The following is a 23,170-nucleotide window of genomic DNA, read 5'->3' as shown; positions in this document are numbered from 1 at the left end:
GGATGCATGGCGTCAGACGCGCCGGCCCCACAGGCTGCGGATGCGTTCATCCGCTTCGCGGCCCAGATTGAACCAGGCGGTGCGATCGCGCGAGGCGTCCACCACCAGAAGCCGGTCTTCACGCGCCAGCAAATGGCTCAGCTCATTGCGCAGATGGGCCGCGCTCGCCGCCCCGCGCAACAGCCAAACGCCCGGCGTGATCGGTTCGGCGTCGCCGAAATCGGCAAGGGCGGCTTCAAAGCCCGGGGTGCTGGCCGGGCTGAGTTCGGCGACGATGACAAAGTTGGCGGTGCGCGCATCAGACGGCGCCGGGCGCTTCTCGCCCGGGCTGCGGCGCGCCTCGTCCAGCCAGGTTTTCAGCTGGGCGATATCCTGGGCGGAGCGGAACCCGTCCTCGCGCCGGTCCGACACCGTCGAGTGGGCGGCCACCCGCCCCTCGCCGATGAAGGCGCGCATCTGGGCGCCGGTATAGGGGCCGTAGACACGGCCTTCGACTTTGACAAACCAGGACATGGCGATTCCGTCGTCGCGCGGCATTGCTGTTTTCTCCCGGCCCATAATTCCCTCTGCAGGCCAGCTTCTGCTTCATTCGAGGCAAGAATCGGGCCGCTGGCTGTTATTTGGCGATATAATGTGACGTGCGCATGCGGGCAGACGCGCCAATGTCAGTCCGGCGCGGACGCCGTCTGGCCTTGCCGGGGTGTGTCAGGCGGGTCGAACTGGACGGCGAAACCCGTGTCCAGCCAGCGCGCTACGCGCCCGGTCATGCCGCCCACCCGGACCGGCTCACCAATGCGCGGCCGCTCAAGACAGGCGAAGGCCGCGCCGGTGACAGACACATCAGTCACGTCAGCCTGGATGATCACGCCATCGCGCAAGGACAGTGTGGCGCGTCCACGTCCGGGCTTGCGCGGCGCAGTGCGGTCTTCTTTCAGGCCCATGCGCTCCATATTGAAACGCCACGTGATGGCGTCAGCCAGCCGGTCGCGCTTGCGCTGCGTGGTGGCCAGGCGCGCCGCAAAGCCGCCCTTGCCTGCGCGCACCACCTCGCCCTCCATGCGGCCCAGGCCGTCAAACAGCATCACCACGCGTTCGCCGCGCTTGAGCTCGGCCGGGGCGGCGACACGCACGCCGCCGGGAGAGACATCGACCAGGCGGCAAGCGAATTCGCCCTGGCTGGTGCTGAGCGCACGGCCGGGAATGGACAGGCGCACGCGCCGGTGCCGGCGGCGTTCTTCCGCGCCGCGCGCCGCGATCTTGATCTTGCGCCGGTCGAGCCGGCCGGAGATATCGGTGATCTGCGCCATGATCCGTCCGCAATAAACCGGCGGGCATGATCGCGCGTGAGGCTTAAGATTTCGCTATATCAGCCGTCATTGGCCGCCAGCTGCGGGCGCAAGGTGCGCGAGCGGCCGGCGAAGACCGAGACGCTGGGGTCAGGCAGGCGCGCCGGATTGATCAGGCTCACTCTGTGACGCACCACCGGACGCCCGCCCAGGCGCGCGGCGTCCAACGGCTGATAAAGGCCCAGCACCCGGTCGATCTGGCCTTCCGGTCCGCGCAGCGGCAGCACGCTGAGCTCCACCGCGCAGGCGCGCCCGTCCAGCGTCACCGCATCGGCCAGCGCGCTGGCGGGCGCCGGGGCGCTGAGCGCGCCTTCAAGAAGGGCGCTGATCAAGGTGCGGTCATGACCGCTCCACAAGCTGAGAAAGTTCTGGTCGCGGAACTCGCGCTGATGCAGGCGGCACAATCCCGTCCCGGCCAGCCGGAAGACGTGATGGTCCTGGTCCATGCGGCGCAAAAGGAACAGATTGGACAATAAGGCGCCCAGGTCCTGCGGCGCGATGTCAGCGCGCGCCGGGGCCGAGCCGCCGCGGCGTCTCGCATCCCAATAGGCGTGCAGCGTTCTTGAATTCGGGTGCCTCACGATATGGCGTCCTTCAGCTCTACAAGTCCCCCCGCCGTCCTGACGGTCCCGCCCTGAGGCGGTCCGGCGCTGCGGCCCGGCCCTGACTGCAAGCCCCTTGCCAGTTGAGGTGGAAGATCCGGAATGCAGGGAAAATCACCGCCCGGGTCCAAACCGGCCCCCGGCTTGCATGAGGGGTCTTCGAACAGCTTCGGAGACCGCCATGCGCGTTTCATCCCGGCACGCCGCCCTTGCCTCAGTTGTCGCCGCCGGCGTCATGGCCGCCTGTGCGGCTGCGCCCGGCTGGACGCTGACGCCGCCCTCGCCGCCGCCGCCCTCGCATCATCATTGCTGCACCCATCCGGGCGGACCCACCATTCAACCGCCCTCTATCCATATTGGCGGCCCGCGCATCCATGTGCGTGGACCCAATATTCATGTGGGCGTGCACAACTCGCTGAATGTGAACGTCAATGTCCAGGCCAGCGCCTCGGCCAATGCAATGGCCATGGCATCCGGGCAGGCTGGCGCGTCCACCATCGTCTATGCGGGCGGAGGGCATGTGAGCGGAGGCCAGGCGCCCGCCGCCACGGCGCTGTCAGGACTGCGGCTGGCGGGGATGAGTGAACGTTATGAAGAAGAGCGCACCCGTATACGCGAGGAATGGCGCCTGATCCGGGCCATCTGCATTGATGACCGCGGCGCGCCGCATCCGGCCGCGCGCCCGGATCCGTCCGAACGCGCCGATCCCGAATTCGACGGCGAACTGTTCCGTTGCGTTCCGGGTACGGCCTTGCAGGCCACAATGGGCTGGCGCGAGGACGGCGTAGACCGTTTCGAGGGCGGCGAGACCATTATGTGCGAAAAGGGCGAGGCCCTGCGCCATGAGCCGGGCGGGCGGGTGTTCTGCGCCCGCCAGAGCACGCAACGCGACTGTCATGAGCGCTCGCTCCTGCGTCTTCACGGGCCGGGGGTGAAGTGGGTCTATATGCGCTGGGAAGAGCGCTATCGCGAAACCCGCGAGCGCCGCGTCGCCAGCTCCGAAGCCTCCAGCTTCACCTTGATGCTGGACGGGGGCGTGGGCGGCTATCGCTAGCGCCCCGCCGCCCCTTATGGCCCTTTGAGGGCGCCGGCCAGCGTCAACCGCGTGTTTACGCTGGTTGCGAACTTCTGAAGCATTAACGCGGCTTTGAGGTTTTCGCGGTCACATCCCCTGTCAGGCGCCATCCGTTTGCGCGCCAGATGGATTTAAAGGGGCCGTGACTGTCATGAACGCCGTGCGTCTGATCGTGCTCGCTGTTGCAGGGCTCGCCGCCGTGGGCGCGGCTGTGTTCGTGCGCAGCGCCATGCAGCCCCCCGCAACGCCTGCCCCCGCCGCCAGCGAGCAGCCCGCCCCCGCGCCGCGCGTGGAGACCGCGCGGGTGCTGGTGGCCGCGCGCGATATCGCACCGGGCGAGCGGGTCAATGCGAGCGCCTTCCGCTGGGCGCCCTGGCCGGATGAAGCGGTGGCGCCAGGCTATCTCACCCGTGCGCGCCATGCAGACGCCATCGAACAGCTCACCGGCGCAGTGGCGCGTTCAGCCATGGTGTCGGGCGAACCCATTCTGGAGCGCCGCCTGGTCCAGCCCGGACAGGCCGGCTTCATGGCTGCAGTGATCGATCCGGGCATGCGCGCGGTGGCGGTGCCGATCTCGGCGCGCTCGGGCGCGGGCGGGTTCATCCTGCCCAATGACCGGGTCGACATCCTGGTGACCCTGCCGGCCAACGAGAATTTCGCCACCCGCACCGTGGTGGAGAATGTGCGCGTGCTGGCCATCGACCAGCGCCATTCCGAAGAGCGTGACGGCGCGGTGGTGGGCTCCACCGCCACGCTGGAACTGACCCCCAGCCAGGCGCGGGCGGTGTCCATGGCGGTGGCTTCGGGCACGGTCTCGCTGGCGCTGCGCTCTATTGCAGACACAGAAGGCGGCGCCCGCCTGCCCGACGGCGCGGATGAAGAGCGTTCGGGCCGTGTGGTGCGGGTGTTCCGCTATGGCGAGGAACAGCGCGTGGCGCTGGGCGGAGGCGCGCCATGAGAACCCTGCTGAAGACGCTGATCGGACTGACGGCCGCGCTGGCCGCCAGCGCGGGAGCGGCCCTGGCGGCCCAGGCGCCTGCAGAGCGCGCCAACACCATGCAGATCGTGATCCGCGAGCCCGGCGATGGCCGGGTGTCCGAACGTCTCGACCTACCGCTGGGACAGGCCGCCGTTTTGCACCTGCCGGTGGACGCCGCCGAGGTGATGGTCGCCAATGACAGCGTCGCCGACGCCGTGGTGCGCACCCCGCGCCGGGCCTTGCTGCTGGGCCAGGCTGTGGGGCGCACGAATATTTTCTTCTTTGATGCGGACGGCCAGATCATCCTGGATCTCGACGTGCGTGTGGAGCGCGACATGGCGGGCCTGCGCGAGGCGCTGACCCGGTTCGTGCCCGGCGGACGCATCGAAGCCGAAAGCATGAACGCCAATATCGTCCTGTCAGGGACCGTGCCCTCGGCCTCGGCGGCGGATGCGGCGCTGCAGGTGGCCCGGCGCTGGGCTGATGATCCTGACCAGGTTGTGTCCTTCCTGGCTATTGAAGGGCGCGAGCAGGTGATGCTGCGCGTGCGCATCGTGGAAATGAAGCGCACCATTGTGCGCCAGCTGGGCGTCAATCTGGCCGCCGACCTGTCCACGGGCGGGGCTACGCCCACCGTCAACCGGATCAATACCGACAACGCCTTCGGCCTGGCGGGCGCTTCGCTGGGCGGTCTGTCGGGCAGCATGGACCTGCTCAATGCGCTGGGCGGCAATACGCGCCTGGGCGCCACCCTGACCGCGCTGGAGCGTATCGGGCTGGTGCGCACCCTGGCCGAGCCCAATATCACCGCCATCTCCGGCGAGGCGGCGCAATTCCTGGCCGGCGGCGAGTTCCCGGTGCCGGTCGGGCGCGATCGTGACGGCAATATCACCATCGAATTCAAACCCTTCGGCGTGGGTCTGGGCTTTACGCCTGTGGTCCTGTCGGAAGGGCGCATCTCGCTGCGCATCTCCACCGAGGTGTCCGAGCTGTCCAATGAAGGCGCCATCTCGCTGGGCGCCACGCCCCAGTTTGACGGCCAGGGCAATGTGATCGGCACGACAGGCGGGATCACCATCCCGGCGCTCAGCGTCAACCGCACCCAGACCACGGTGGAGCTGCCCTCGGGCGGCAGCCTGGTGATTGCGGGCCTGATCAAGGAAGAGACGCGCCAGGCCATGGACGCGGTGCCGGGCATTGAACGCTTGCCGGTTCTGGGCTCGCTGTTCCGCTCGCGCGACTTCGCCAATAACGAGACCGAGCTGGTGGTGCTGGTCACCCCCTATCTGGTCGATCCGGTCAATCCGGGCGCGCTGGAAGAGCCCGGCGAGGGCTTCGCCGCCGCCTCGATGGCCTCAAACCTGATCCTCGGGCGCCTGAACCGCGTCTACGCCGCGCCGGGCGCGCGGGTGGACGGACGCGGCTGGACCGGCCCGGTGGGCTTTGTGCTGGAGTGATGGTCATGACTGCCTTTCGAGTGTTGTCCGCCCTGGTCGTCGCTGCGGTCCTGAGCGCCTGCGCGTCCCAGGAGCCCCGCGCCCTGCCCCGGGCGAGCGCCGTGCCGGAAACCGTACGGGTGGAAATGGCTTATGACGCGCGTGATAACGGATTGACCTGGGCGCAGCTGGACCTGATCGCGGCGGTGGCCAGCGAGTACAAGGCGCGCGGTCATGGGCCGCTGGTGATTTCCTATCCCCAGAACTCGCCCGGCGGGGGTGCGGCCATCGCCGTGATCGCCGATGCCCGGGCCCAGCTGTTCGACCATGGGCTGGACTGGCGGGCCATAACCGGCGGCGCTTATGATGCGCGTGGGCGTTCGGGCGCGCCGATCATCTTCTCCTTCACCCGCTATCAGGCCAGCGTGCCGGTATGCGACCGCAGCTGGCCGGACCTGCGCAATGCGCCGCCAGGGCGCGCCTGGCCGGAGTTTGGCTGCTCCACAGCCGCCAATCTGGCCGCCCAGGTTTCCGATCCGCGCGATCTGGTGGCGGCGCGCACCATGGAGGCGTCTGACGCGGCGCGCCGTGAAGTCGTGATCGAGCGCTATCGTCAGGGTCAGCCCACGTCCAGCCAGCGCAGCGCGGAAGAGAGCGGCACAGTCTCCACCGCGGTGGGAAATTAGGGGGCGATCCATGGCCAGTCACGCCGACGCCTTCCGCGACGATAGCTTCGAGGCCGGGGACGAGTTCCTGGACGCCGATCTGGAGATCGCCGACGCCAACGACCCTTTCCTTGATGCTGACTCCATTGAGCGGCGCATGCTGGGCGAGGACTTGAACGAGTCCGCATCGGCAGCGCATAGGCCCGCCCCTGCCGCCGCGCCTGACCGGGATGCATTGCGTCCGTTCGGCGCGCGTCTGGCCGAGGCCAATCAGGCGCCTCAAGAGGACCGGCTTGAGCTTGATGCAGACTTTGCTGCACCGGCTAGCGCACAGCCTGCCTCACCGGCCCAGCCTGTTTCACCGGCGCCGGCGCCCGCGCGCGCAGCGCCGAGCCTGGCCGCCGTTGAGGGCGGGCTTTATGGCGAGGTGGACGGTGAGGAGGATGCAGCGCTGTTGCATCAGCCCGTGCCGCGCATCGCCATCCAGGCCTTCTGCGAGCGCCCCGAGACTGGCCAGCTGATCCATCGCGCCGGTGCGGACCGGCGTCTGTCACGCGCCCACCTGACGGTGGAGCTGGGCGGGCTGGCCAGCGCTATCGAGCGCTTCCATGACGCCCAGACGCCCGAATTGCTGATTGTCGAAACCGGCATGCGCGGGCGCGAATTGTTCGCCCAGCTCGACGAGTTGGCGAGCGTCTGTGATGCGGACACCAAGGTGGTGATCATTGGCGCGGCCAATGACATCTCCCTCTATCGCGAGCTGATGCGCCGGGGGGTGAGCGAATATCTCGTCCCGCCCATGTCGCCCCTGCACCTGATCAAGACCATCGCCGGATTGTTCCTTGACCCCGATGCGCCCTTCGCCGGCCGCGCGCTGGCCTTTGTGGGCGCCAAGGGCGGAGTGGGCTCGTCCACTGTGGCGCACAATGTCTCCTGGCACCTCACCGAGTCGCTTCAGAGCGACGCCGTACTGGTGGATCTGGACCTGTCTTTCGGCACGGCGGGCCTGGATTTCAACCAGGACCCGGCCCAGACCATCGCTGAGGCGCTGGCTCAGCCCGACCGGCTGGATGACGCGCTACTGGACCGGCTATTGGTGAAATGCACCGAGCGATTGTCCCTTTTCTCGGCCCCGGCCACGTTGGAAAGCGACTGGGATTTCGACCCGGAAGCCTTCGATCAGGTGCTGGAAAAGGTGCGCCGCCAGGCGCCCTTCGTGACGCTGGACGTGCCTCACGCCTGGAGCCCCTGGGTGCGCCGCACCCTGTTGTCTGCGGATCAGGTGATCGTCACGGTGACGCCCGATCTGGCTTGTCTGCGCAACGCCAAGAACCTGTTCGATCTGGTGCGCCAGGCCCGGCCCAATGACGAACCGCCCAAAGTGGTGGTCAATATGGCCGGATGCCCCAAGAAACCCGACATTCCGCTGAAGGATTTCGCCGATGCGCTGGGCGCTGCGCCGCTGCTGGTGCTGCCGTTTGACCCGGCCCTGTTCGGCAAGGCGGCCAATAACGGCCAGATGATCGGCGAGGTCGATCCCAAGTCCCGGCCTGCCGAGGGCTTCGCCCATCTGGCCAGCCTGCTGGCCGGGCGGTCGCCTGCGCCGGCGCGCCGCAAATCCCTGTTTGGCTCCCTGTTCTCGAAAGGCTGAAGCTCCGCGCCATGTTCGGAAAGCGCCCGCCCGGATCATCTGACGGCCCCAAATCCTTCGGGTCCGCCGCCGCCCGCCCCCCGGCCGGGGCGGATGTGGCGGTGCGCGAGCGCGCGCCTGCGCCTGAACCGGCTGCGCCCCGTCCAGCGCCAGCGCCAGCGCCCGCGCCTGCTGCGGCGCCCGCCCGCCCGCGCGCCGAGATGAAGCCGGCTCCGGCCCGGCGCAAGGCGCAGGAGACTGAACGCGTCGGCGCCGAGCGCTCGACCGAGTACTATGCGATCAAGACCACGATCTTCAACGCGCTGATCGACACCATCGATCTCAGCCAGCTGGCGCGCCTGGACAACGCCACCGCGGCGGACGAGATCCGCGATATCGTCACCGAGATCATCTCGATCAAGAACGTGGCCATGTCCATCGCCGAGCAGGAACAGCTGCTTCAGGATATCTGTAATGATGTTCTGGGCTATGGCCCGCTTGAGCCGCTGCTGGCGCGCGACGACATCGCCGACATCATGGTCAATGGCTCGGGCCATGTGTTCATCGAGGTCAATGGCCGGGTCAAGAAGACCAATATCCGCTTCCGCGATAACGGCCAGCTGATGAATATCTGCCAGCGCATCGTGTCCCAGGTGGGCCGGCGCGTGGATGAAAGCTCGCCGATCTGCGATGCGCGCCTGGCCGATGGCAGCCGGGTCAACGTCATCGCGCCGCCGCTGGCGCTGGACGGGCCGACCCTGACCATCCGCAAATTCAAGAAAGACAAGCTCAAGCTCTCCAACCTGGTGGAGTTCGGCTCCATCTCGCCCGAAGGCGCGCGGATTCTCGAGATTATCGGGGCCTGCCGGGCCAATGTGCTGATCTCGGGCGGCACGGGCTCGGGCAAGACCACGCTCCTCAATTGCCTGACCGGCTTCATCGGCGAGGAAGAGCGCATCATCACCTGTGAGGACGCGGCCGAGCTGCAGCTTCAGCAGCCCCATGTGGTGCGCCTGGAAACCCGCCCGCCCAATCTGGAGGGCCAGGGCCAGGTGACCATGCGCGATCTGGTCAAGAACTGCCTGCGCATGCGCCCCGAGCGCATCATCGTGGGCGAGGTGCGCGGCCCGGAAGCCTTCGACCTGTTGCAGGCCATGAATACCGGCCATGACGGGTCCATGGGCACGCTGCACGCCAACAGCCCGCGCGAGGCGCTCTCGCGGATTGAATCCATGATCACCATGGGCGGCTATAACCTGCCCACCAAGACCATCCGCGAGATGATCTCGGGCTCCATCGATGTGATCGTCCAGGCCGCGCGCCTGCGCGACGGCACGCGCAAGATCACCCACATCACCGAAGTGCTGGGGATGGAAGGCGATGTGATCATCACCCAGGACCTGTTCCTGTACGAGATCACCGGCGAAGACGCGGACGGCAATATCACCGGGCGTCACGTCTCCACCGGCATTGCGCGGCCCAATTTCTGGGACCGGGCGCGCTATTTCGGCCTGGAGCAGGCGCTGGCCGAAGCGCTCGACGCGGCGGAGGCTTGAGATCATGGGGGGCGACGCCGCCTTCATCCTGGCTGCGGTCTGCGCCTTCGTGGCGGTGGCCGCCGCCGGCTTCGCCCTGGTCCCGGGCGATACGGGCAAGGCGCGCAAATCGCGCATGGCTGTTGCGGTGGGCGAGCCGGTCAGGCGCGGGGCGCGCAAAGTGGCCGCGCTCGACAGCGCCGCTCAGAAGCGCAAGCAGATCCAGGAAACCCTGAAAGATCTCGAGGACCGCCAGAAGGCGGAACGCAAGAAATCCCTGACCCTGAAAGCGCGCCTGGAGCAGGCCGGGCTGAAGGCCACCCCGGTTCAGTTCTGGCTCGCTTCCGCTGCGCTGGGGGCGGGCGGGGCGCTGGCGATCATGGCCGCCGGGCTGCACATTCTGATGGCGCTGGCGGTGGGCTTTGTCGCCGGGCTGGGCCTGCCGCGCTGGGTGCTGGGCATGATGCGCAAGCGGCGTCAGGCGCAATTCACATCCCATTTCGCTGATGCGCTGGACATCATCACCCGCGGCATCAAGTCCGGCCTGCCGCTCAATGAGTGCCTCAAAGTCATCGCCCGCGAGGCCGAAAGCCCGGTGCGCCAGGAGTTCCAGTTGCTGGTGGAAGGCGTTCAGGTCGGCGTTGAGCTTGATGAGGGGCTGCGCCGGATGATGGCCCGCATGCCCCTGCCGGAGCTGTCGTTTTTCATGATCGTGCTGGTCATCCAGCAAAAGACCGGCGGCAATCTCTCCGAAGCGCTGGGCAATCTCTCAGCCGTGCTGCGTGCGCGCAAGATGATGCGCGAGAAGGTCGCGGCCCTGTCCTCGGAAGCCAAGGCGTCGGCCTTCATCATCGGCTCCTTGCCGCCGGCTGTCGCCGGCATGGTCTCGGTGATGTCGCCGTCCTATATGGCGCCGCTTTTCACCACCCCGATTGGCCAGCTCCTCTTGATGGGCGGGGTCATGTGGATGGGCATCGGCATCATGGTCATGCGCGGCATGATCAATTTCAAAATGTGAGGCGGAGGCGCACATGACCGCATTCGCCGAATGGATCACCCAGCCGCAGAACCTGTTCGCGGTGATCGCCGCTGTCCTGGTGTTCGCCACCGTGCTGACCCTGTCGGCGCCGTCCATGAAGTCGGACAATCTGTCCAAGCGCATGAAGCAGGTGGCCAACCGGCGCGAAGAGTTGCGGCGCAAGTCGCGCGAGGCCCTCGAGCGGGAGAAAGCTTCGGGCCTGCGCGGCAAGGACACGCGCAGCCCGTTCCGCAAGGTGGTGGAAAGCCTCAACCTGCAGAAACTGCTCGAAGACCCCAATCTGAAGACCAAGCTGATCCAGGCTGGCATGCGCGGGCAGGGACCGGTCTTCGCCTTCTATTTCGCGCGCTTCGTGATGCCTTTCATCCTGTTTGCGGTGGCCGCGCTGTATCTGTTCTTCGTCAATGATTTCGACCTGACCGGCATGCAGCGCCTGACCATCGCCATGGGATCGGCGGTGCTGGGCTATTATGCGCCTGCGCTTTACCTGTCCAATATCGGCCAGAAGCGCCGCGAGTCCATCATGCAGGCCTTTCCCGATGCGCTCGATCTGCTCCTGATCTGCGTGGAGGCGGGCATGTCCATCGAGGCGGCGTTCCAGAAGGTCGCTGGCGAGATCGGGTCGAGCTCCATCGAGCTGGCCGAGGAATTGTCCCTGACCAATGCCGAGCTGGCCTATCTCCAGGAGCGGCGCCTTGCCTATGAAAATCTCGCTGCGCGCACCGGCCATCCCGGCGTGAAGGCGGTGGCCACCGCCCTGATCCAGGCGGAACGCTATGGCACGCCGCTGGGCCAGGCCTTGCGGGTCATGGCCAAGGAAAACAGGGATATGCGCATGAGCGCAGCCGAGAAGAAGGCCGCCGCCCTGCCCGCCAAGCTGACCGTGCCGATGATCGTGTTCTTCCTGCCGGTGCTGTTCCTTGTGATCATGGGGCCGGCGGCGCTCAATTATCAGAACATGTAGGCCAAAGCCCTTGCGGGCGCTCAAGCCCCTTTCGCCTGCGCTGTGATTGGCGCTAGGGTGCCGCCTCACGATCCCTATCCAGCGGGAGGAACCCGCGCCATGTTTGGCGGTGACAAGGCGGCCCAGCGCCGCCGGGACGAGATGCGCCTGGCCAGCGAGGCCGCCGACCACGCCCTGGAGGCGCTTGCGGCGGGCGATATGGCGCGTGCGCGCCGCGAGCTGTCGGCGGCGCCGAAGAAAATCGCTCTGGCCGATGGCGGCTGGAAGCCGTTGATGGCCTCCGCCGTGATTGATCTGGCCGCCGGCAAGCGCCGCCCGGGCCTGGAAAAGCTCATGCTCGTGTGCGACGGCCTGGACGACACCAGCCTGTCGCGCGACGACAAGGCGTATTTGCGCCTGTATGCGCTTTATCGCGCCATCGACGCCAGCAAGGACGGGCGCGCCCCGCGCGAACTGCGTGACAGGGTGGAGGATTTCCGCTTTGATCACACGCTGGTCAGCGGTGATCTCAAGGCGCGCTTTCCGCTCAAGAAGGTCGAGGAGACCAGCCCTGCACCCCCGCCCATGGCGCCGCCGCCCTCCTCGGGCGAGCCGTTCTGAGGCGCGCCCTCATTTGCGCAAGCCGGTTCTGCGCGGACACGCCCTCGCACGGACCGGCGCCATCTGATACAGGCCTCTCACCGATTTCTCCCCTTGGCGGAGCCTGGACATGGAATTTTTCGATTTCGCTCTCATGACGGCGGCCTTCGTCACGTTTTTCGTGGTGATCGACGTGCCGGGCGTGGCGCCCATCTTCGCAGGGCTGACCGATGGCGCGAGCCAGAAGCACCGTACGAAAATGGCCATCAAGTCGGTGGCCATCGCCACGCTGGTGCTGGTGGGCTTCGCCTATGGCGGGGAGTGGCTGCTGGGCGCGCTGCATATCAGCCTGGACGCGTTCCGTGCGGCGGGCGGCGTGCTGCTCTTCCTCATCGCGCTCGACATGATCTTTGAAAAGCGCACCAAGCGCCGCGAGGAGCGCGCCGAAAAATTGTCAGGCGAAGATCACGAACATGAAGACATTTCCGTCTTCCCCATGGCGATCCCCATGATCGCCGGCCCTGGCGCCATCGCCTCCATCATGCTGTTCATGTCCCAGTCGGACTCAGCAGGCGCTCAGATCTCGGTGCTGATCGGGCTCGGCGCCAATCTGCTGATCTGTCTTCTGGTATTCCTGATGATCGGCCCGGTGATGAAGCTCATGGGCGACACCATCGCGGCGATGATCACGCGCATTCTGGGTGTGATCCTGGCCGCGCTCGCCGCCCAGTTCATCTTTGACGGCATACGCGGCGCGCTTCTGGGCGGGTGAGCAAGGCGGGGGCGCAAGGACTGCGTTAACCATCCCTGAATACCGGATTTTAGCCCTTTTACGCCATGATGGCGCCCTGAATTGTCAGGAGCATGGCGTCATGATGAGCGTGCGTGTGATCCTTCTGAGCGCCTCTGTTCTGGCCGGTCTGGGCGGACTGGCGGCGGGCGCGGCGTTTCTGATCGAGGGGGCGGTGGCCCAGGCCGTGGCCTTCACCTGGCCAGGCATCGCCGGCGCCGTGGCGTTTGCGCTGGCCGCGCCGGGACGCCAGAGCGAGCAAGCTTAAAACTCCACACCCGGCGCCTCGCTGGCGCGCAGGCGCGCGCGGCGGGCCTTGTGGTCGGGCATTAGCTGATCCATCAGCGCATGAAAGCGCGGCGAGTGGTTCATCTCGATGAGATGGCAGGCCTCGTGGGCGCACACATAATCGATCAGCGCTTCGTCATAGGCGATCAGGCGCGCATTCATCCGGATCGAGCCGTCCGCCGAGCAGCTGCCCCAGCGTGAGGCCTGTTCGCGCACCCGCACCACCGGGCGCGGCGCGCCCAGCCTGTCAGCGTAACCGGTCACCTTGGGCGCCATGAGCTCCAGCGCCGCGGCGCGCCGCCAGCGCGCCAGCGCCCGGCGGACGGTCGCCGCGCGCAGCTCGGGGTCCAGCGCCTGATCCACCCGCACGTCCAGCACGCCTTCGCCCTGTTGAAGCGCGGTGCGCGCCCGGGCGTGGGCGGTGACGCGCAAGGTCAACACCCCGCCCAGCCAGCCGATCTCCTCGCCATCCACGCCTTGCAGCTGCGGCCGCGCCGCGCGCCGGGCCTCACGTTCCAGCCGGTCGAGAATCCAGCCCGCCTTCTCGCGCACTACACGATCAGCCTCGCTGACCCCGGCGAAGCGCGGCAGGGTCACGCTCAGGCCGTCCGGCCCCACCTTGAGGCCGATCGTGCGCCGGCGCGAGGAGCGCGCCAGCGTATAGGCCAGCTCGCGCTCGCCCAGGCGAATCGTGCGGATCGTCATGGGGCGATGATAGCGCGCCCGGGCGCACTGCGCAGCCTGGCTGGCGTGCTGCCGCGGTCAGGGCGCTTTGTGGATGCGGCCATTGGCCATCACGAAGCCGACCTGCCAGACCGCCGAGATGTCCTCCAGCGGATCGGCGTCCAGCGCGATGATGTCAGCAGCCAGGCCCGGCGCAATCCGCCCGGTTTCCTCCTCCAGGCCCAGATGGCGCGCCGCCGTGATGGTGGCGGTGCGCAAGGCTTCCATGGGGGTCATGCCCGCCTCGACATAGAGCTCGAACTCGCGCGCATTGTCCCCGTGGGCCGAGACCCCGGAATCGGTGCCGAAGGCGATAGTCACCCCGCCCCGGTGAGCCTGGCGCACCATGTCGAGCATGCGCGGCCCCACTTCCAGGGCCTTGGCGCGCTGGAACGGCGTCATCCAGCCGGAATCGGCCTGCAGGGTGACCCATTCGCCGGCCATGGCGGTGGGCACCAGAACGGCGTTGTTGCGCCGGAACAGGCGGATGGATTCCGCATCCAGGAAGGTGCCGTGCTCGATGGAATGACCCCCGGCGCGCAGGAAGGCGTTGACCCCGCTCACCCCGTGGGCGTGAGCGGTGACGCGCCGTCCCATCATGCGCGCAGCCTCCACGATGGCGGCGAGCTCTTCTTCGAAGAATTGCAGCTCCACGCCCGCGCCGGTGGACGACAACACCCCGCCCGTGGCGGTGATCTTGATCATGTCCGCGCCTTCCTGGACCAGCTGGCGCACGGCGCGCGCGCAATCATCCGCGCCATTGCAGGCATAAGGGCTGCCCTGGCTGCGCAGCACCTCCACGCTCCAGCCATTGATGTCGCCATGCCCGCCGGTAGGCGTCACCGCGCCGCCTGCAATGCGCAGGCGCGGCCCCGAAACCAGCCCCTCGCCGATGGCCCGCTGCAGTGCGCGGATGGCCTCCATGTCCGCTCCCACATCCTGCACGGTGGTGAAGCCCGCCATCAGGGTGCGCCGGGCGTATTGCGCGCCCTGAAGCGCGCGGTCAGCGCTGGAATCGGTGAACACGGACAAGCGCCGGTCCGGCCCCTGCTGAGAGGTGATGTGCACATGGGAATCGATGAAGCCCGGCAACACCCAGCGGTCCGACAGGTCCACGATATCGGCGCCGTCACCGGTGACGAAGCCGTCCTCGATGGCGCTGATGCGCCCGTCCTGGACGATCACCGAGACCTGGCTGCGCGGGCGTTCATCGCCAGGCGCCGCGATCAGGACGCCGGCATGGATGATGGTGACGGAGGCTTCATCCGCGGCGCGCGCACCGGGCGCGAACGACAGGGCCAGTCCTGCGGCCAGCGCAGCAAGAACACGGATCATGCAAGCCTCCCAAGCGTTTGTGATTTCGGCGCAGTGTCGCGCCCGCTTGGGCCGGGTGTCAATTCTCGCCTATCTCAGAAACGGCAGGAGGCTGACCTGGGTGAGCATGGAGAAGGTGGCGGCAGACACTTCCACGGCATTTTGCGCCTGGGTCAGGCGGGTGGCGGCCTGGGCCATGTCGGCCTCCTCCAGATCAGCCAGCATGCGCTTGAGATAATCCTCGCGCGCCTTGTGGCCGCGCACCGAAGCCTCCACACGCGCCTGTTTGGCGCCGTTCTCGCCCATGGCTTCGTTGATCCGCTCGAAAGCGGAGATGGCGTTGGCGATCTCGGTCTGGATGAAGGACTGCTGGCTGGAATTCATGGGGCCGTCAAAGGGGCCGTCCGGCCCGTCATTGAAATCGGCCAGACGCCGGAATACGCCCATCAGATCGCCGGCGACTTCGGCTGCGGTCCGGTTCACTTCAATGGTGAGATTATCGTCGATCTGGGCGGTCTGGCGCCGTGAGGCGCTGGAGAAGGCGTCCATGGGATCGCCCAGCGCCTGCAGCTGTCCCAGCGTGGTGATGTTGACCGGCTGGGCGTCGGTGCGCACACCGCCAAACACATGGGAGCCGTTGAAACGGGTGTTGAGCGCGATCACAACCCGGTCAAAGGCTTCCTGGACCTTGTTCATCAGGAAGGTGCCGTCAGATGTGGTCAGCGTCTCGCGCAGATCCGTGGCGGCTTCGGACAGTTCGCGATAGGCCAGATCCTGAACCGCCAGCCGGTTTTCAAGGCGGGTATTGGCCGAGACATAGCTGTCGACCCGGGTCTGGGCGGCGCGCGTGGAGATGATGACTTCGGCGCTGTTGCCATAGCCTTTCAGATCGGGCGCCTTGCGTCCGGTGGAGACCTGCTCGCGGGCGTCGAAGGCTTCGCGCTGGGCGCGCATCAGATCCATCAGTGCGGACTGGGCGGCGGCCTGGGTGGAAATTCTCATGAGCGTGAGCCCTCTAGACCATGTTGAGCAGGGTGTCGGTCATTTCCTTGGACGCCTGGAGCAGGCGCGCCGAGGCGTTATAGGCTTGCTGGTACAGGGTCATGCGGGCGAGCTCCTCGTCCAGATTGACCCCTTCCACATCCGAGCGCTTGGCGTCGGCGGCTTTCTTGACCGACATGGCGGCGGCCTCGTTGCGCTCGGCGCGTGCGGCGCGTGCGCCGACGTCTCCGGCCAGGCGTGAAGCGTATTCCACCGGGCTGGCCATGCCGCCCACCAGCCCGCCTGCTCCGGCATAGCGGCGTTTTTCGGTAAGCGCATTGAACAAGGCCTGACCGCCGCGGCTGTCGCCTTCACTGAGCACCAGATCACCCGGCGCGCTGGCGGCGTTGAGATCGAGCTTGCCGAAGGCCAGGCGCGAGGAGTCGGCGCGTACCGCCGGGTTGACGCTAAAGCTCTCCGCGCGGGTCATGCGCGCTGCGTCGCCCATCCCAAATATCTGGGAGAAGGACAGCCCGGTGGCGCCGCGCTCGGTGGAGTCCCTGTTCAGCTCCACCTTGAAATTCTGGTAGCCCGGCGCAGGCTGGAAACTCAGCGTCCCGTCCGCATCCAGCGAGAACTGTCCATACAGGCCCAAGCCGCCAGCCGGGCTGTTGAGCGCGTTGATCTGGTCCTGCAGGCTTGCGCCGGTGACCGGGACGCTCACCTCGCCCGCCTTGCGCCCGTCGGGGGTGTAGATGGAAAAGCCCAGCTCGCCGCCGGCATTGAGCCCGTGAGGGCTGGCGGCGCTGAGGCCGGTCTCGAAAAAGCCGGGCCGGGGCGAACCCACCAGATCATTGAGCCCGAACATGTGGGCGAAGCCGCGCCCGCCAATGGAAGCCGGATCGTCGGGATCCTGCAGGGCGGCCAGGCCGTGAGAGGGGTCAGCGGCCGACAGGCTCAGCCGGCCATTGACGAAGCTGGCGCTCGCCGCCCCGCCGAACTCCGTGTTCAGCGCATTGACCAGATCGGCGATGGAGGCGGCGGGGGCGCCGTTGACCGTAAACCCGGCGCCTGTCACGCCCACATCCACCCGTGTGACCAGCTCGCCGGATGCATTGACCACGGCCAGTGAAGCCTGGCCGGAACCCGTCAGCACGTCGCTGGCCAGAAAGCCGGTATTGCGTCCTTCCAGCGCGTTGGGCGGGGGGTAGGAGGCGGCGTCATTATGGGCTGCATTGAGCGCGTCGGCTGCGCCCGCAGCCATTTCCGCAAGCCCGCCCGCGATGGCCGGCAGCTCGATATCGCGCAAATCCAGAAGCCCGCGCAGCTCGCCCGAGCGGATCGAAGGCGTGATGTCAGCGACAGCGCCTGAGGCCGAGACCACAGCGGTGATGCGCCCGTACTCGACCCCGTAAGCGCCCGTGCCTGCGGGCACATAGCGCAGCTCCAGCCGGGAATTGTCCAGAAGGCTCACCCCGTCCTGGGTGCGCACGAACAGGCGGCCATCGCTCTGGCGCTCTCCGCGCACATCAATGTAATTGGATAGCTCGTCCATCAGCTCGGCCTGGCGGTTGAGCGTGCCGGTGGTGTCAGACGCGGTGGCGGTCAGGGTCTGGGCCTGGGCGTTAAGGCTCTGCAATTCCTTGATGATCTCGTTGATCCGGAAAACGCCCGTTCCGATGCGCTGATCGGCTTCGTCGCGCATGGTGCGCACTTCAGCTGACAGGCGCGAGGCCTCGTCAAAGAAACTCTGTATGTCCGACGCCGCGCTCAGGCGCGAAACCCGGTCGGCGCTGTCGGCGGCGGCGGCGCCCAGCGAGGCCATGATCTGGTTCATGCGCCCGAACAGAGAGCCGGGATCATCCGTGGCGCCGAATTGCGATTGCAGCCGGTCCAGAGAAGCCGCCAGCGCCTTGGAGGCCGCCGCATCCGAGGCTGCGCGCATGGCGGCGCCGGTCAGATAGATGTCGGAGACGCGCTGGATGCCGTGGACCATGACGCCTGCGCCCATGCCGCCGGAGCTGCGCGAGGTCTGGGACAGCTCTGAGCGGGCGTAGCCGGGCGTGTTGACGTTGGCGACATTGTTGGAGGATGTGCGCATGCCCAGCTGGGCCGCTTGCAGGCCGCTGAGCGCGCTGCCGATGATTCCGTTGAGCGACATCAGCACGCTCCCATGGTCTGCAAGGCGGCAGGGCCTGCCGGGCGGACGGCAATTCCTGCCGGGGCCAGACGCGCCTGCCGATCTGCCGCAAGAGCAGGTATTTTCGCGCATCTATATGTAAAGAATGATCTTTCTGGCATGGCCCTGATCGTCCTGTCATGGCGGCGAGCGCCGGTCATGGGTATAACAGCGCAAGGGACGGGCCAGCCGGGCCGCACCCCGGAAAGGGCGGCAGGAATCGCCCCTGTCACCCGTCAGAATCTGCCGGGCGGCAGGGCCAGAGCGGGCGGAAGTAAATTTTATCACATTGATATAATTGAATTATTTGGTCTGTCCGTTTTGGCGCGGGCCTTGCTAGCCGGTATCTGTCAGCCTGCGCCCAAAGCGTGCGGGCGGTTTCAGACGCGGCAAAAGGCGGCGCACATGAGCTTCAGAGGCCTGATTCATGCCGCTTGCGGCCCAACTCCATTTAGCGCTTGCGCCGGACGCTGTGGCGGGCCGGAGCGCGGGGCGTACGCCTGACGGGGATGGCGCGTTCCAGGCGCTCCTGAGCGAGGGCCGTGCAGGGGACAAGGCTGCGTCTGGTGAGGGGATGGAGGCGCATGCTGCACGCGCGCCTATCCCCGTTTCATCGGTACAGGAAACGTCGATTTTCGTATCAAAAGAGCCCGATTTCGTATCGAAAAACCCGGATTTCGTATCAAAAAAGCCCGTTTTGGCGCCAAGCCAAGATGATGCGCCCTCGCGCCTGATGATGACCGGGGCGGCGAGCGGGCTTGTGATCCAGATTCCGTCTGATGAAACCCCGCACGCCGGCGAGCAGGCTGCTCCTCTGCCCCAGGGGTCCGGGGTTGAGGCGGATGCGCTGCCGCCGGCGCCCCAGGAGGCTGGGTTTGAGGCGGACGCGCCGCTCAAGGAGGCGCCTGACGAGGCTGATGCGATGTCCGCCCCGTTTGAGCGCATGCCCGAGCCGAAGGCCACCCGGGACGGAGCTTCCCAAGCTGACCGAACGAAAGCCCGGGAGGCGGCGGAGCCGGATGACAAGCTGGCGCAGGAGCCCTCCCGCACCGTCCGGGCCGAAGCGCCGCCTCCTGACCTGACGCTGTCACAGGAGAGCGCCGAAGCGCCGCCTGCCCGGCCCGCGCCCGAGGGGGCCGCGGAACTGGTGCAATATGAAGTCACGCCGCCCTGGACGCCGCCCCGGACGCCGTCCGGGCCGGTCAGTGCGCCAGAACCCCGTTCCGCCCCTGAGGCCATGACCGCCCCTGCCGCCCCGGGGGAAGAAGACGCTGAGGCCGGGGAGCAGGCCGAAACAGATACTGTAGCGCAAACGCATGACGCCGCGCTGATGGCGCAGGCGGCGCAAGAGGGCGAGATCCAGGCGCGCCGTCCGGCCCGCGGGGAGGCTGACAGCCTGGCCGCGAAGGTCCAGGACGCGGCGGGCCGCACGGGCCAGCCCGCGCCGGCGCGCCAGGGGGCTCCATCGGGGTCCGCAAACCCGCAGGGCGCCCAGACCCAGGCTTCAGCCCAGACAGCTCAGCCGTCCGCCGCCCCGCCCGCAGCGGCCCCCGATGGCGCTGAGGCGTTCGAGCGCCTGATGCAGGCGCGCGCCGGATCGGAGCCAGGTTTGCCGCGCTCGCCCGAACGCGCCCTGGATCGCGCTGGCGAACCACCGCTGGACACCGCCGCGCGCAGCGCGGTGGAGCGCGCGGGCGAGACCATGCGCCCGTCCGCGCCGCAACCGCCGGGCGCGCCCGCGCGGTTTGCGCCCCATACGCCCCAGCATCTGGCCGCCCAGATCGTGCGCCGCCACGTGGAAGGCGCGCGGGTGTTCGAGATCCGTCTTGATCCGCCCCAGCTGGGCCGGGTCGGTGTGCGGCTGGAAATGGGCGCCGACCAGACGGTCAAGGCCGTGCTGAGCGCGGAACGGCCTGACACGCTGAGCGAATTGCAGCGCAGCGCGCGCGATCTTGAAAAAGCGCTGAGCGAGGCCGGGCTGCAGCTGGGCGAGAATGCCCTGTCCTTTTCCCTGGGCGGTGAGCGCCAGGACGGGGAGGCGCAAGGCGAGGGGGGCTCCGCGCCTGGCGCAGGCCGGGTGTTGCAGGTGGAAACCGCAGCGCCCGCAAATCCGGACGCGGCGCTCTACGGCTTCGCCCTGGCTGCGCGCGCCGGCGTGGACATACGGGCATGAGCGAGGCGGACGCGATGAGACTGAAGACCAATATCCGGCCTGCGGGCCCCGCCAGAGACGACAGGGAGGCCATGCGCCATGGGACTTGATCTCAATCCGATCGGCCAGATCCTGCCGAGCGCCGGCAAGGCCAATGACTCCGGTCTGGCCGCCGGCAATCTGGCGGATAATTTCGACACTTTCCTGCGCCTTCTGACCTCGCAGCTGCAGAACCAGGACCCGCTCAACCCGATGGATTCCCAGGAATTCGTCACTCAGCTGGTGCAGTTCTCCTCGGTGGAACAGCAGATCGCTCAGACCCGCTCGCTTGATGCGCTGCTGGCGCTTCAGGGCGCCAATGCAGCCATGTCAGCGGCCGGTTATGTGGGCCGTGATGTGACGGTCTCGGCTGATACCGCCGAGTTCAAGGATGGCAAGGCGCGCTGGAGTTATGAGCTGCCCCGCAGCACCCAGCGCACGGATCTGACCATTTCAGACAGTGCTGGCCGTGTGGTCGCCGCCCTGCCCGGGCAGACCGGATCGGGCAAACATGACTTTGTGTGGGACGGGCGCGATGCCGCAGGCAACGCCATGCCGGCGGGCGTGTACAGCTTGCAGGTGACCGCACGTGACTCCGAGGGCGAAGAGGTGAAAGCCGCCGTGCGCATTTCAGGCCGGGTGACCGGCGTGGACCTGTCGGGGGGCGAGGCGCGTGTCGAGCTGGGCGCGATCAAGGCGCCCTTCGTCAATGTCATCGCCGTGCGAGAAGCCGGCGCTTGAGAACCGGGCGCCATGAAGGCGCCCCAACAACACGCCTGCCGGCCGGCAAAAGCCGGGTGAGCAGGTCAGGACGTGGGAGACGAACGTCATGTCTATCAACTCGGCCATGATCGCGGGGGCGTCAGGCCTCCTGGCCAATTCCTCCGCGCTGGCGGCGATTTCGGACAATATCGCCAACGTGAACACCACCGGCTACAAGCGGGTCAACACGGTCTTCACCCCCAATTACAAGATCGGAGGGTCAGGCGAGGCGCGCTATAACTCGGCGGGCGTCACCGCCAATTCGCGCCTCGACGTGAACTCGGCGGGCCTGCTCAATCCCAGCTCCTCGCCCACCTCGCTGGCCATTGACGGCAACGGCTTTTTCGTGGTGCGGCCCACCCCGATCTCCAATTCGGGGACGGACGCGGTGCTGTTCACCCGCTCGGGCGCCTTCCAGACCGATTCATCGGGCTATCTGCGCAATGATGCGGGCATGTATCTTTATGCCTGGCCGGTAGGTTCGGACGGAACGGTGAACCAGAACCCGTCCAATCTCGACCAGCTCGAGGCGATCAATCTGTCCAATATCGGCGGCGCGGCGGAAGCCACGTCCTCCATCCGCATCAACGCCAATTTACAGGCGAGCCAGGGTCTCTCACCGGCGGCCGCCACCTATGACGCCGCCGATCCGGCGGTCAATATGGCGTCAGGCGCAGTCGCGCCGGACTTCCAGCGCACCATCCAGGTGTTCGACAGCCAGGGCGGGGTGCGCTCCATCACCATGTCCATGCTCAAATCCACCACCGCCAATCAGTGGCACGTGGAGCTGCATGTGGAGCCGGCCTCAGATGTGGTCACAGGCGCGGGCCTGAATAACGGCCAGATCGCTACTGGCGTCATTGCCTTTGACACCAATGGCCAGATCAATCCGGGCGCCACGACCCTGCCGTCCAGCCTGAACTTCCTGGCCTCCAACAATCCCGGCGCGCCGGGCGCCAACCAGGTGCAGTGGGCGCCGGGCACGGGCGTGGGCGCGCAATCGATCAACTTGGATCTGGGCACTGCCGGCGCGCCGGGCGGCATCACCCAGTTCGACAGCCCCTCTACGCTCAACTCCACCACGGTGGACGGGGCCATCTTCGGCGCTTTCGCGGGCGTTGAAGTGGGTCAGGACGGGTTCGTCTCGGCACGCTTCACCAATGGCGTGGTGCGGCGCATCTACCAGATTCCGGTGGCCACGGTGGCCAATCCCAACGGTCTGGCCAGCGTGGGCGGCGCCTCGTTCCAGATCACGGAAAACTCCGGCGCCTTCACGATGAACGCACCCGGCCGCGGCGCCTCGGGCACGATTGCATCCAGCGCTGTGGAGAACTCCAACGTGGATATCGCCACCGAGTTCTCTGACCTGATCATCACCCAGCGCGCCTATTCGGCCTCCTCGCGCATCATCACCACGGCGGACGAAATGCTCGCCGAAGCTATCCAGATGAAACGCTAGGCCTGACTGGTTCTTCCCGCCGTCCCACCGGCGTTACTTCAAGCCCCGGCGCGTCAGCGCCGGGGTGAATTTTTTATCAATTCAGGGTTAGGGCTCTGTTTACTCTGGGCTTTAGAGGTTCAGAAAGACGCTTGCGGTATAACGGCTCCATCAAAAGGGCGCGCGTCAGACGCGCCTGTTGACAAGGATGGGTCGGATGGAACGTCGAGCGAAGAAGGAAAACTATGTGATCGGGCCGGATGGCAGCCCGCTCACAGTGGCCGATCTGCCGAGCCCGGAGACCCAGCGTTGGGTGATCCGGCGCAAGGCCGAGGTCGTGGCGGCGGTGCGCGGCGGGCTCCTGAGCCTGGACGAAGCGTGCGACCGTTACCGGCTGACGGTGGAGGAATTCCTCTCCTGGCAGCGCGCCATTGACCGCCATGGCCTGGCGGGTCTGCGCACCACGCGCATCCAGCAATACCGCCAATAGGCCGTTTCACAGCGGATTTCGCTGCGGGCGCGCGCCAGTGATCCGGCGCGCGCCCGCAGTGCATTCTGATTCAAGCTGTTAAGGCCTCGTTTACGCGGGCGGTGGGAAAAACTTGCCTACCGGACGCCGCGGGCGCGCTCCGGATCAGGCAGGGGCCGGGGCCC

At 67.1% G+C, this 23,170-nt stretch carries 22 protein-coding genes; 15 read left to right on the top strand and 7 right to left on the bottom strand.

The window, feature by feature from the left end; translation table 11 throughout:
- Window positions 1-12 precede the first annotated feature (12 nt).
- The 3 genes from F1654_RS10185 to F1654_RS10175 all read right to left on the bottom strand — a co-directional run bounded on the left by F1654_RS10185 (window position 13) and on the right by F1654_RS10175 (window position 1,927).
- A complete protein-coding gene (locus tag F1654_RS10185) occupies window positions 13-537 on the bottom strand; it encodes a DUF4339 domain-containing protein (protein ID WP_150023451.1) in 525 nt (174 codons plus the stop codon).
- A 128-nt stretch (window positions 538-665) separates the two neighbouring features.
- Entirely contained in the window at window positions 666-1,307 is a 642-nt protein-coding gene (locus tag F1654_RS10180; RefSeq protein ID WP_150023450.1) for a PilZ domain-containing protein, read from the bottom strand.
- A 59-nt stretch (window positions 1,308-1,366) separates the two neighbouring features.
- A complete protein-coding gene (locus F1654_RS10175; protein ID WP_150023449.1) occupies window positions 1,367-1,927 on the bottom strand; it encodes a PAS domain-containing protein in 561 nt (186 codons plus the stop codon).
- 202 nt (window positions 1,928-2,129) lie between these two features.
- Here F1654_RS10175 and F1654_RS10170 point away from each other — a divergent pair, with 202 nt between their 5' ends.
- The 11 genes from F1654_RS10170 to F1654_RS10120 all read left to right on the top strand — a co-directional run bounded on the left by F1654_RS10170 (window position 2,130) and on the right by F1654_RS10120 (window position 12,908).
- Entirely contained in the window at window positions 2,130-3,002 is an 873-nt protein-coding gene (locus F1654_RS10170; RefSeq protein ID WP_150023448.1) for a hypothetical protein, read from the top strand.
- A gap of 172 nt (window positions 3,003-3,174) precedes the next feature.
- A complete protein-coding gene (cpaB, locus tag F1654_RS10165; protein ID WP_150023447.1) occupies window positions 3,175-3,981 on the top strand; it encodes a Flp pilus assembly protein CpaB in 807 nt (268 codons plus the stop codon).
- Complete coding sequence (locus tag F1654_RS10160) at window positions 3,978-5,459, top strand: type II and III secretion system protein family protein (RefSeq protein WP_150023446.1); 1,482 nt, start codon at window positions 3,978-3,980, stop codon at window positions 5,457-5,459. The genes cpaB and F1654_RS10160 overlap by 4 nt, the downstream gene beginning before the upstream one ends.
- 5 nt (window positions 5,460-5,464) lie before the next feature.
- On the top strand, window positions 5,465-6,124 hold the full coding sequence (locus tag F1654_RS10155) for a CpaD family pilus assembly protein (protein WP_150023445.1): 660 nt from the start codon (window positions 5,465-5,467) through the stop codon (window positions 6,122-6,124).
- Window positions 6,125-6,134: 10 nt separating this feature from the next.
- On the top strand, window positions 6,135-7,754 hold the full coding sequence (locus F1654_RS10150; protein ID WP_150023444.1) for an AAA family ATPase: 1,620 nt from the start codon (window positions 6,135-6,137) through the stop codon (window positions 7,752-7,754).
- Window positions 7,755-7,765: 11 nt separating this feature from the next.
- A complete protein-coding gene (locus F1654_RS10145) occupies window positions 7,766-9,289 on the top strand; it encodes a CpaF family protein (RefSeq protein ID WP_150023443.1) in 1,524 nt (507 codons plus the stop codon).
- Between the two features lie 4 nt (window positions 9,290-9,293).
- Window positions 9,294-10,286 carry a type II secretion system F family protein gene (locus F1654_RS10140; RefSeq protein WP_150023442.1) on the top strand — a complete coding sequence of 331 codons (993 nt, stop codon included), beginning with the start codon at window positions 9,294-9,296 and terminating at the stop codon, window positions 10,284-10,286.
- 13 nt (window positions 10,287-10,299) lie between these two features.
- Window positions 10,300-11,271, top strand: a complete 972-nt coding sequence (locus F1654_RS10135; RefSeq protein WP_150023441.1) for a type II secretion system F family protein — start codon at window positions 10,300-10,302, stop codon at window positions 11,269-11,271.
- 99 nt (window positions 11,272-11,370) lie between these two features.
- Complete coding sequence (locus F1654_RS10130) at window positions 11,371-11,871, top strand: hypothetical protein (protein ID WP_150023440.1); 501 nt, start codon at window positions 11,371-11,373, stop codon at window positions 11,869-11,871.
- Between the two features lie 109 nt (window positions 11,872-11,980).
- Complete coding sequence (locus F1654_RS10125) at window positions 11,981-12,622, top strand: MarC family protein (RefSeq protein ID WP_150023439.1); 642 nt, start codon at window positions 11,981-11,983, stop codon at window positions 12,620-12,622.
- Between the two features lie 100 nt (window positions 12,623-12,722).
- Window positions 12,723-12,908, top strand: a complete 186-nt coding sequence (locus F1654_RS10120) for a hypothetical protein (RefSeq protein ID WP_150023438.1) — start codon at window positions 12,723-12,725, stop codon at window positions 12,906-12,908.
- On the opposite strand, the gene F1654_RS10115 is transcribed toward F1654_RS10120, so the two are convergent.
- From F1654_RS10115 to flgK, 4 genes are all read right to left on the bottom strand, one after another.
- Window positions 12,905-13,633, bottom strand: a complete 729-nt coding sequence (locus F1654_RS10115) for a M48 family metallopeptidase (protein ID WP_150023437.1) — start codon at window positions 13,631-13,633, stop codon at window positions 12,905-12,907. The genes F1654_RS10120 and F1654_RS10115 overlap by 4 nt on opposite strands.
- 57 nt (window positions 13,634-13,690) lie before the next feature.
- Complete coding sequence (locus F1654_RS10110) at window positions 13,691-14,986, bottom strand: metal-dependent hydrolase family protein (RefSeq protein WP_150023436.1); 1,296 nt, start codon at window positions 14,984-14,986, stop codon at window positions 13,691-13,693.
- A gap of 69 nt (window positions 14,987-15,055) precedes the next feature.
- Complete coding sequence (locus F1654_RS10105) at window positions 15,056-15,967, bottom strand: flagellin (RefSeq protein WP_150023435.1); 912 nt, start codon at window positions 15,965-15,967, stop codon at window positions 15,056-15,058.
- Between the two features lie 13 nt (window positions 15,968-15,980).
- The gene (gene flgK / locus F1654_RS10100; RefSeq protein ID WP_150023434.1) at window positions 15,981-18,107 is read right to left on the bottom strand and encodes a flagellar hook-associated protein FlgK; all 2,127 of its coding nucleotides are present in this window, start codon (window positions 18,105-18,107) and stop codon (window positions 15,981-15,983) included.
- 715 nt (window positions 18,108-18,822) lie between these two features.
- Here flgK and F1654_RS10095 point away from each other — a divergent pair.
- From F1654_RS10095 to sciP, 4 genes are all read left to right on the top strand, one after another.
- A complete protein-coding gene (locus tag F1654_RS10095; protein WP_150023433.1) occupies window positions 18,823-20,298 on the top strand; it encodes a flagellar hook-length control protein FliK in 1,476 nt (491 codons plus the stop codon).
- 78 nt (window positions 20,299-20,376) lie between these two features.
- Window positions 20,377-21,057 (top strand): flagellar hook assembly protein FlgD, encoded by a 681-nt coding sequence (locus F1654_RS10090; RefSeq protein WP_150023432.1) that lies wholly within the window; start codon window positions 20,377-20,379, stop codon window positions 21,055-21,057.
- An 88-nt stretch (window positions 21,058-21,145) separates the two neighbouring features.
- On the top strand, window positions 21,146-22,537 hold the full coding sequence (locus F1654_RS10085) for a flagellar hook protein FlgE (protein WP_150023431.1): 1,392 nt from the start codon (window positions 21,146-21,148) through the stop codon (window positions 22,535-22,537).
- A 187-nt stretch (window positions 22,538-22,724) separates the two neighbouring features.
- Window positions 22,725-23,006: a CtrA inhibitor SciP gene (sciP, locus tag F1654_RS10080; protein WP_199200562.1), complete on the top strand. Its 282-nt coding sequence runs from the start codon at window positions 22,725-22,727 to the stop codon at window positions 23,004-23,006.
- Window positions 23,007-23,170 lie beyond the last annotated feature (164 nt).

Source organism: Alkalicaulis satelles (assembly GCF_008630495.1).
In the GTDB taxonomy this organism is placed as follows: domain Bacteria; phylum Pseudomonadota; class Alphaproteobacteria; order Caulobacterales; family Maricaulaceae; genus Oceanicaulis; species Oceanicaulis satelles.
The sequence above is the reverse complement of the archived record's forward strand: the minus strand, read 5'-3'. Positions and strand labels throughout refer to the sequence as shown.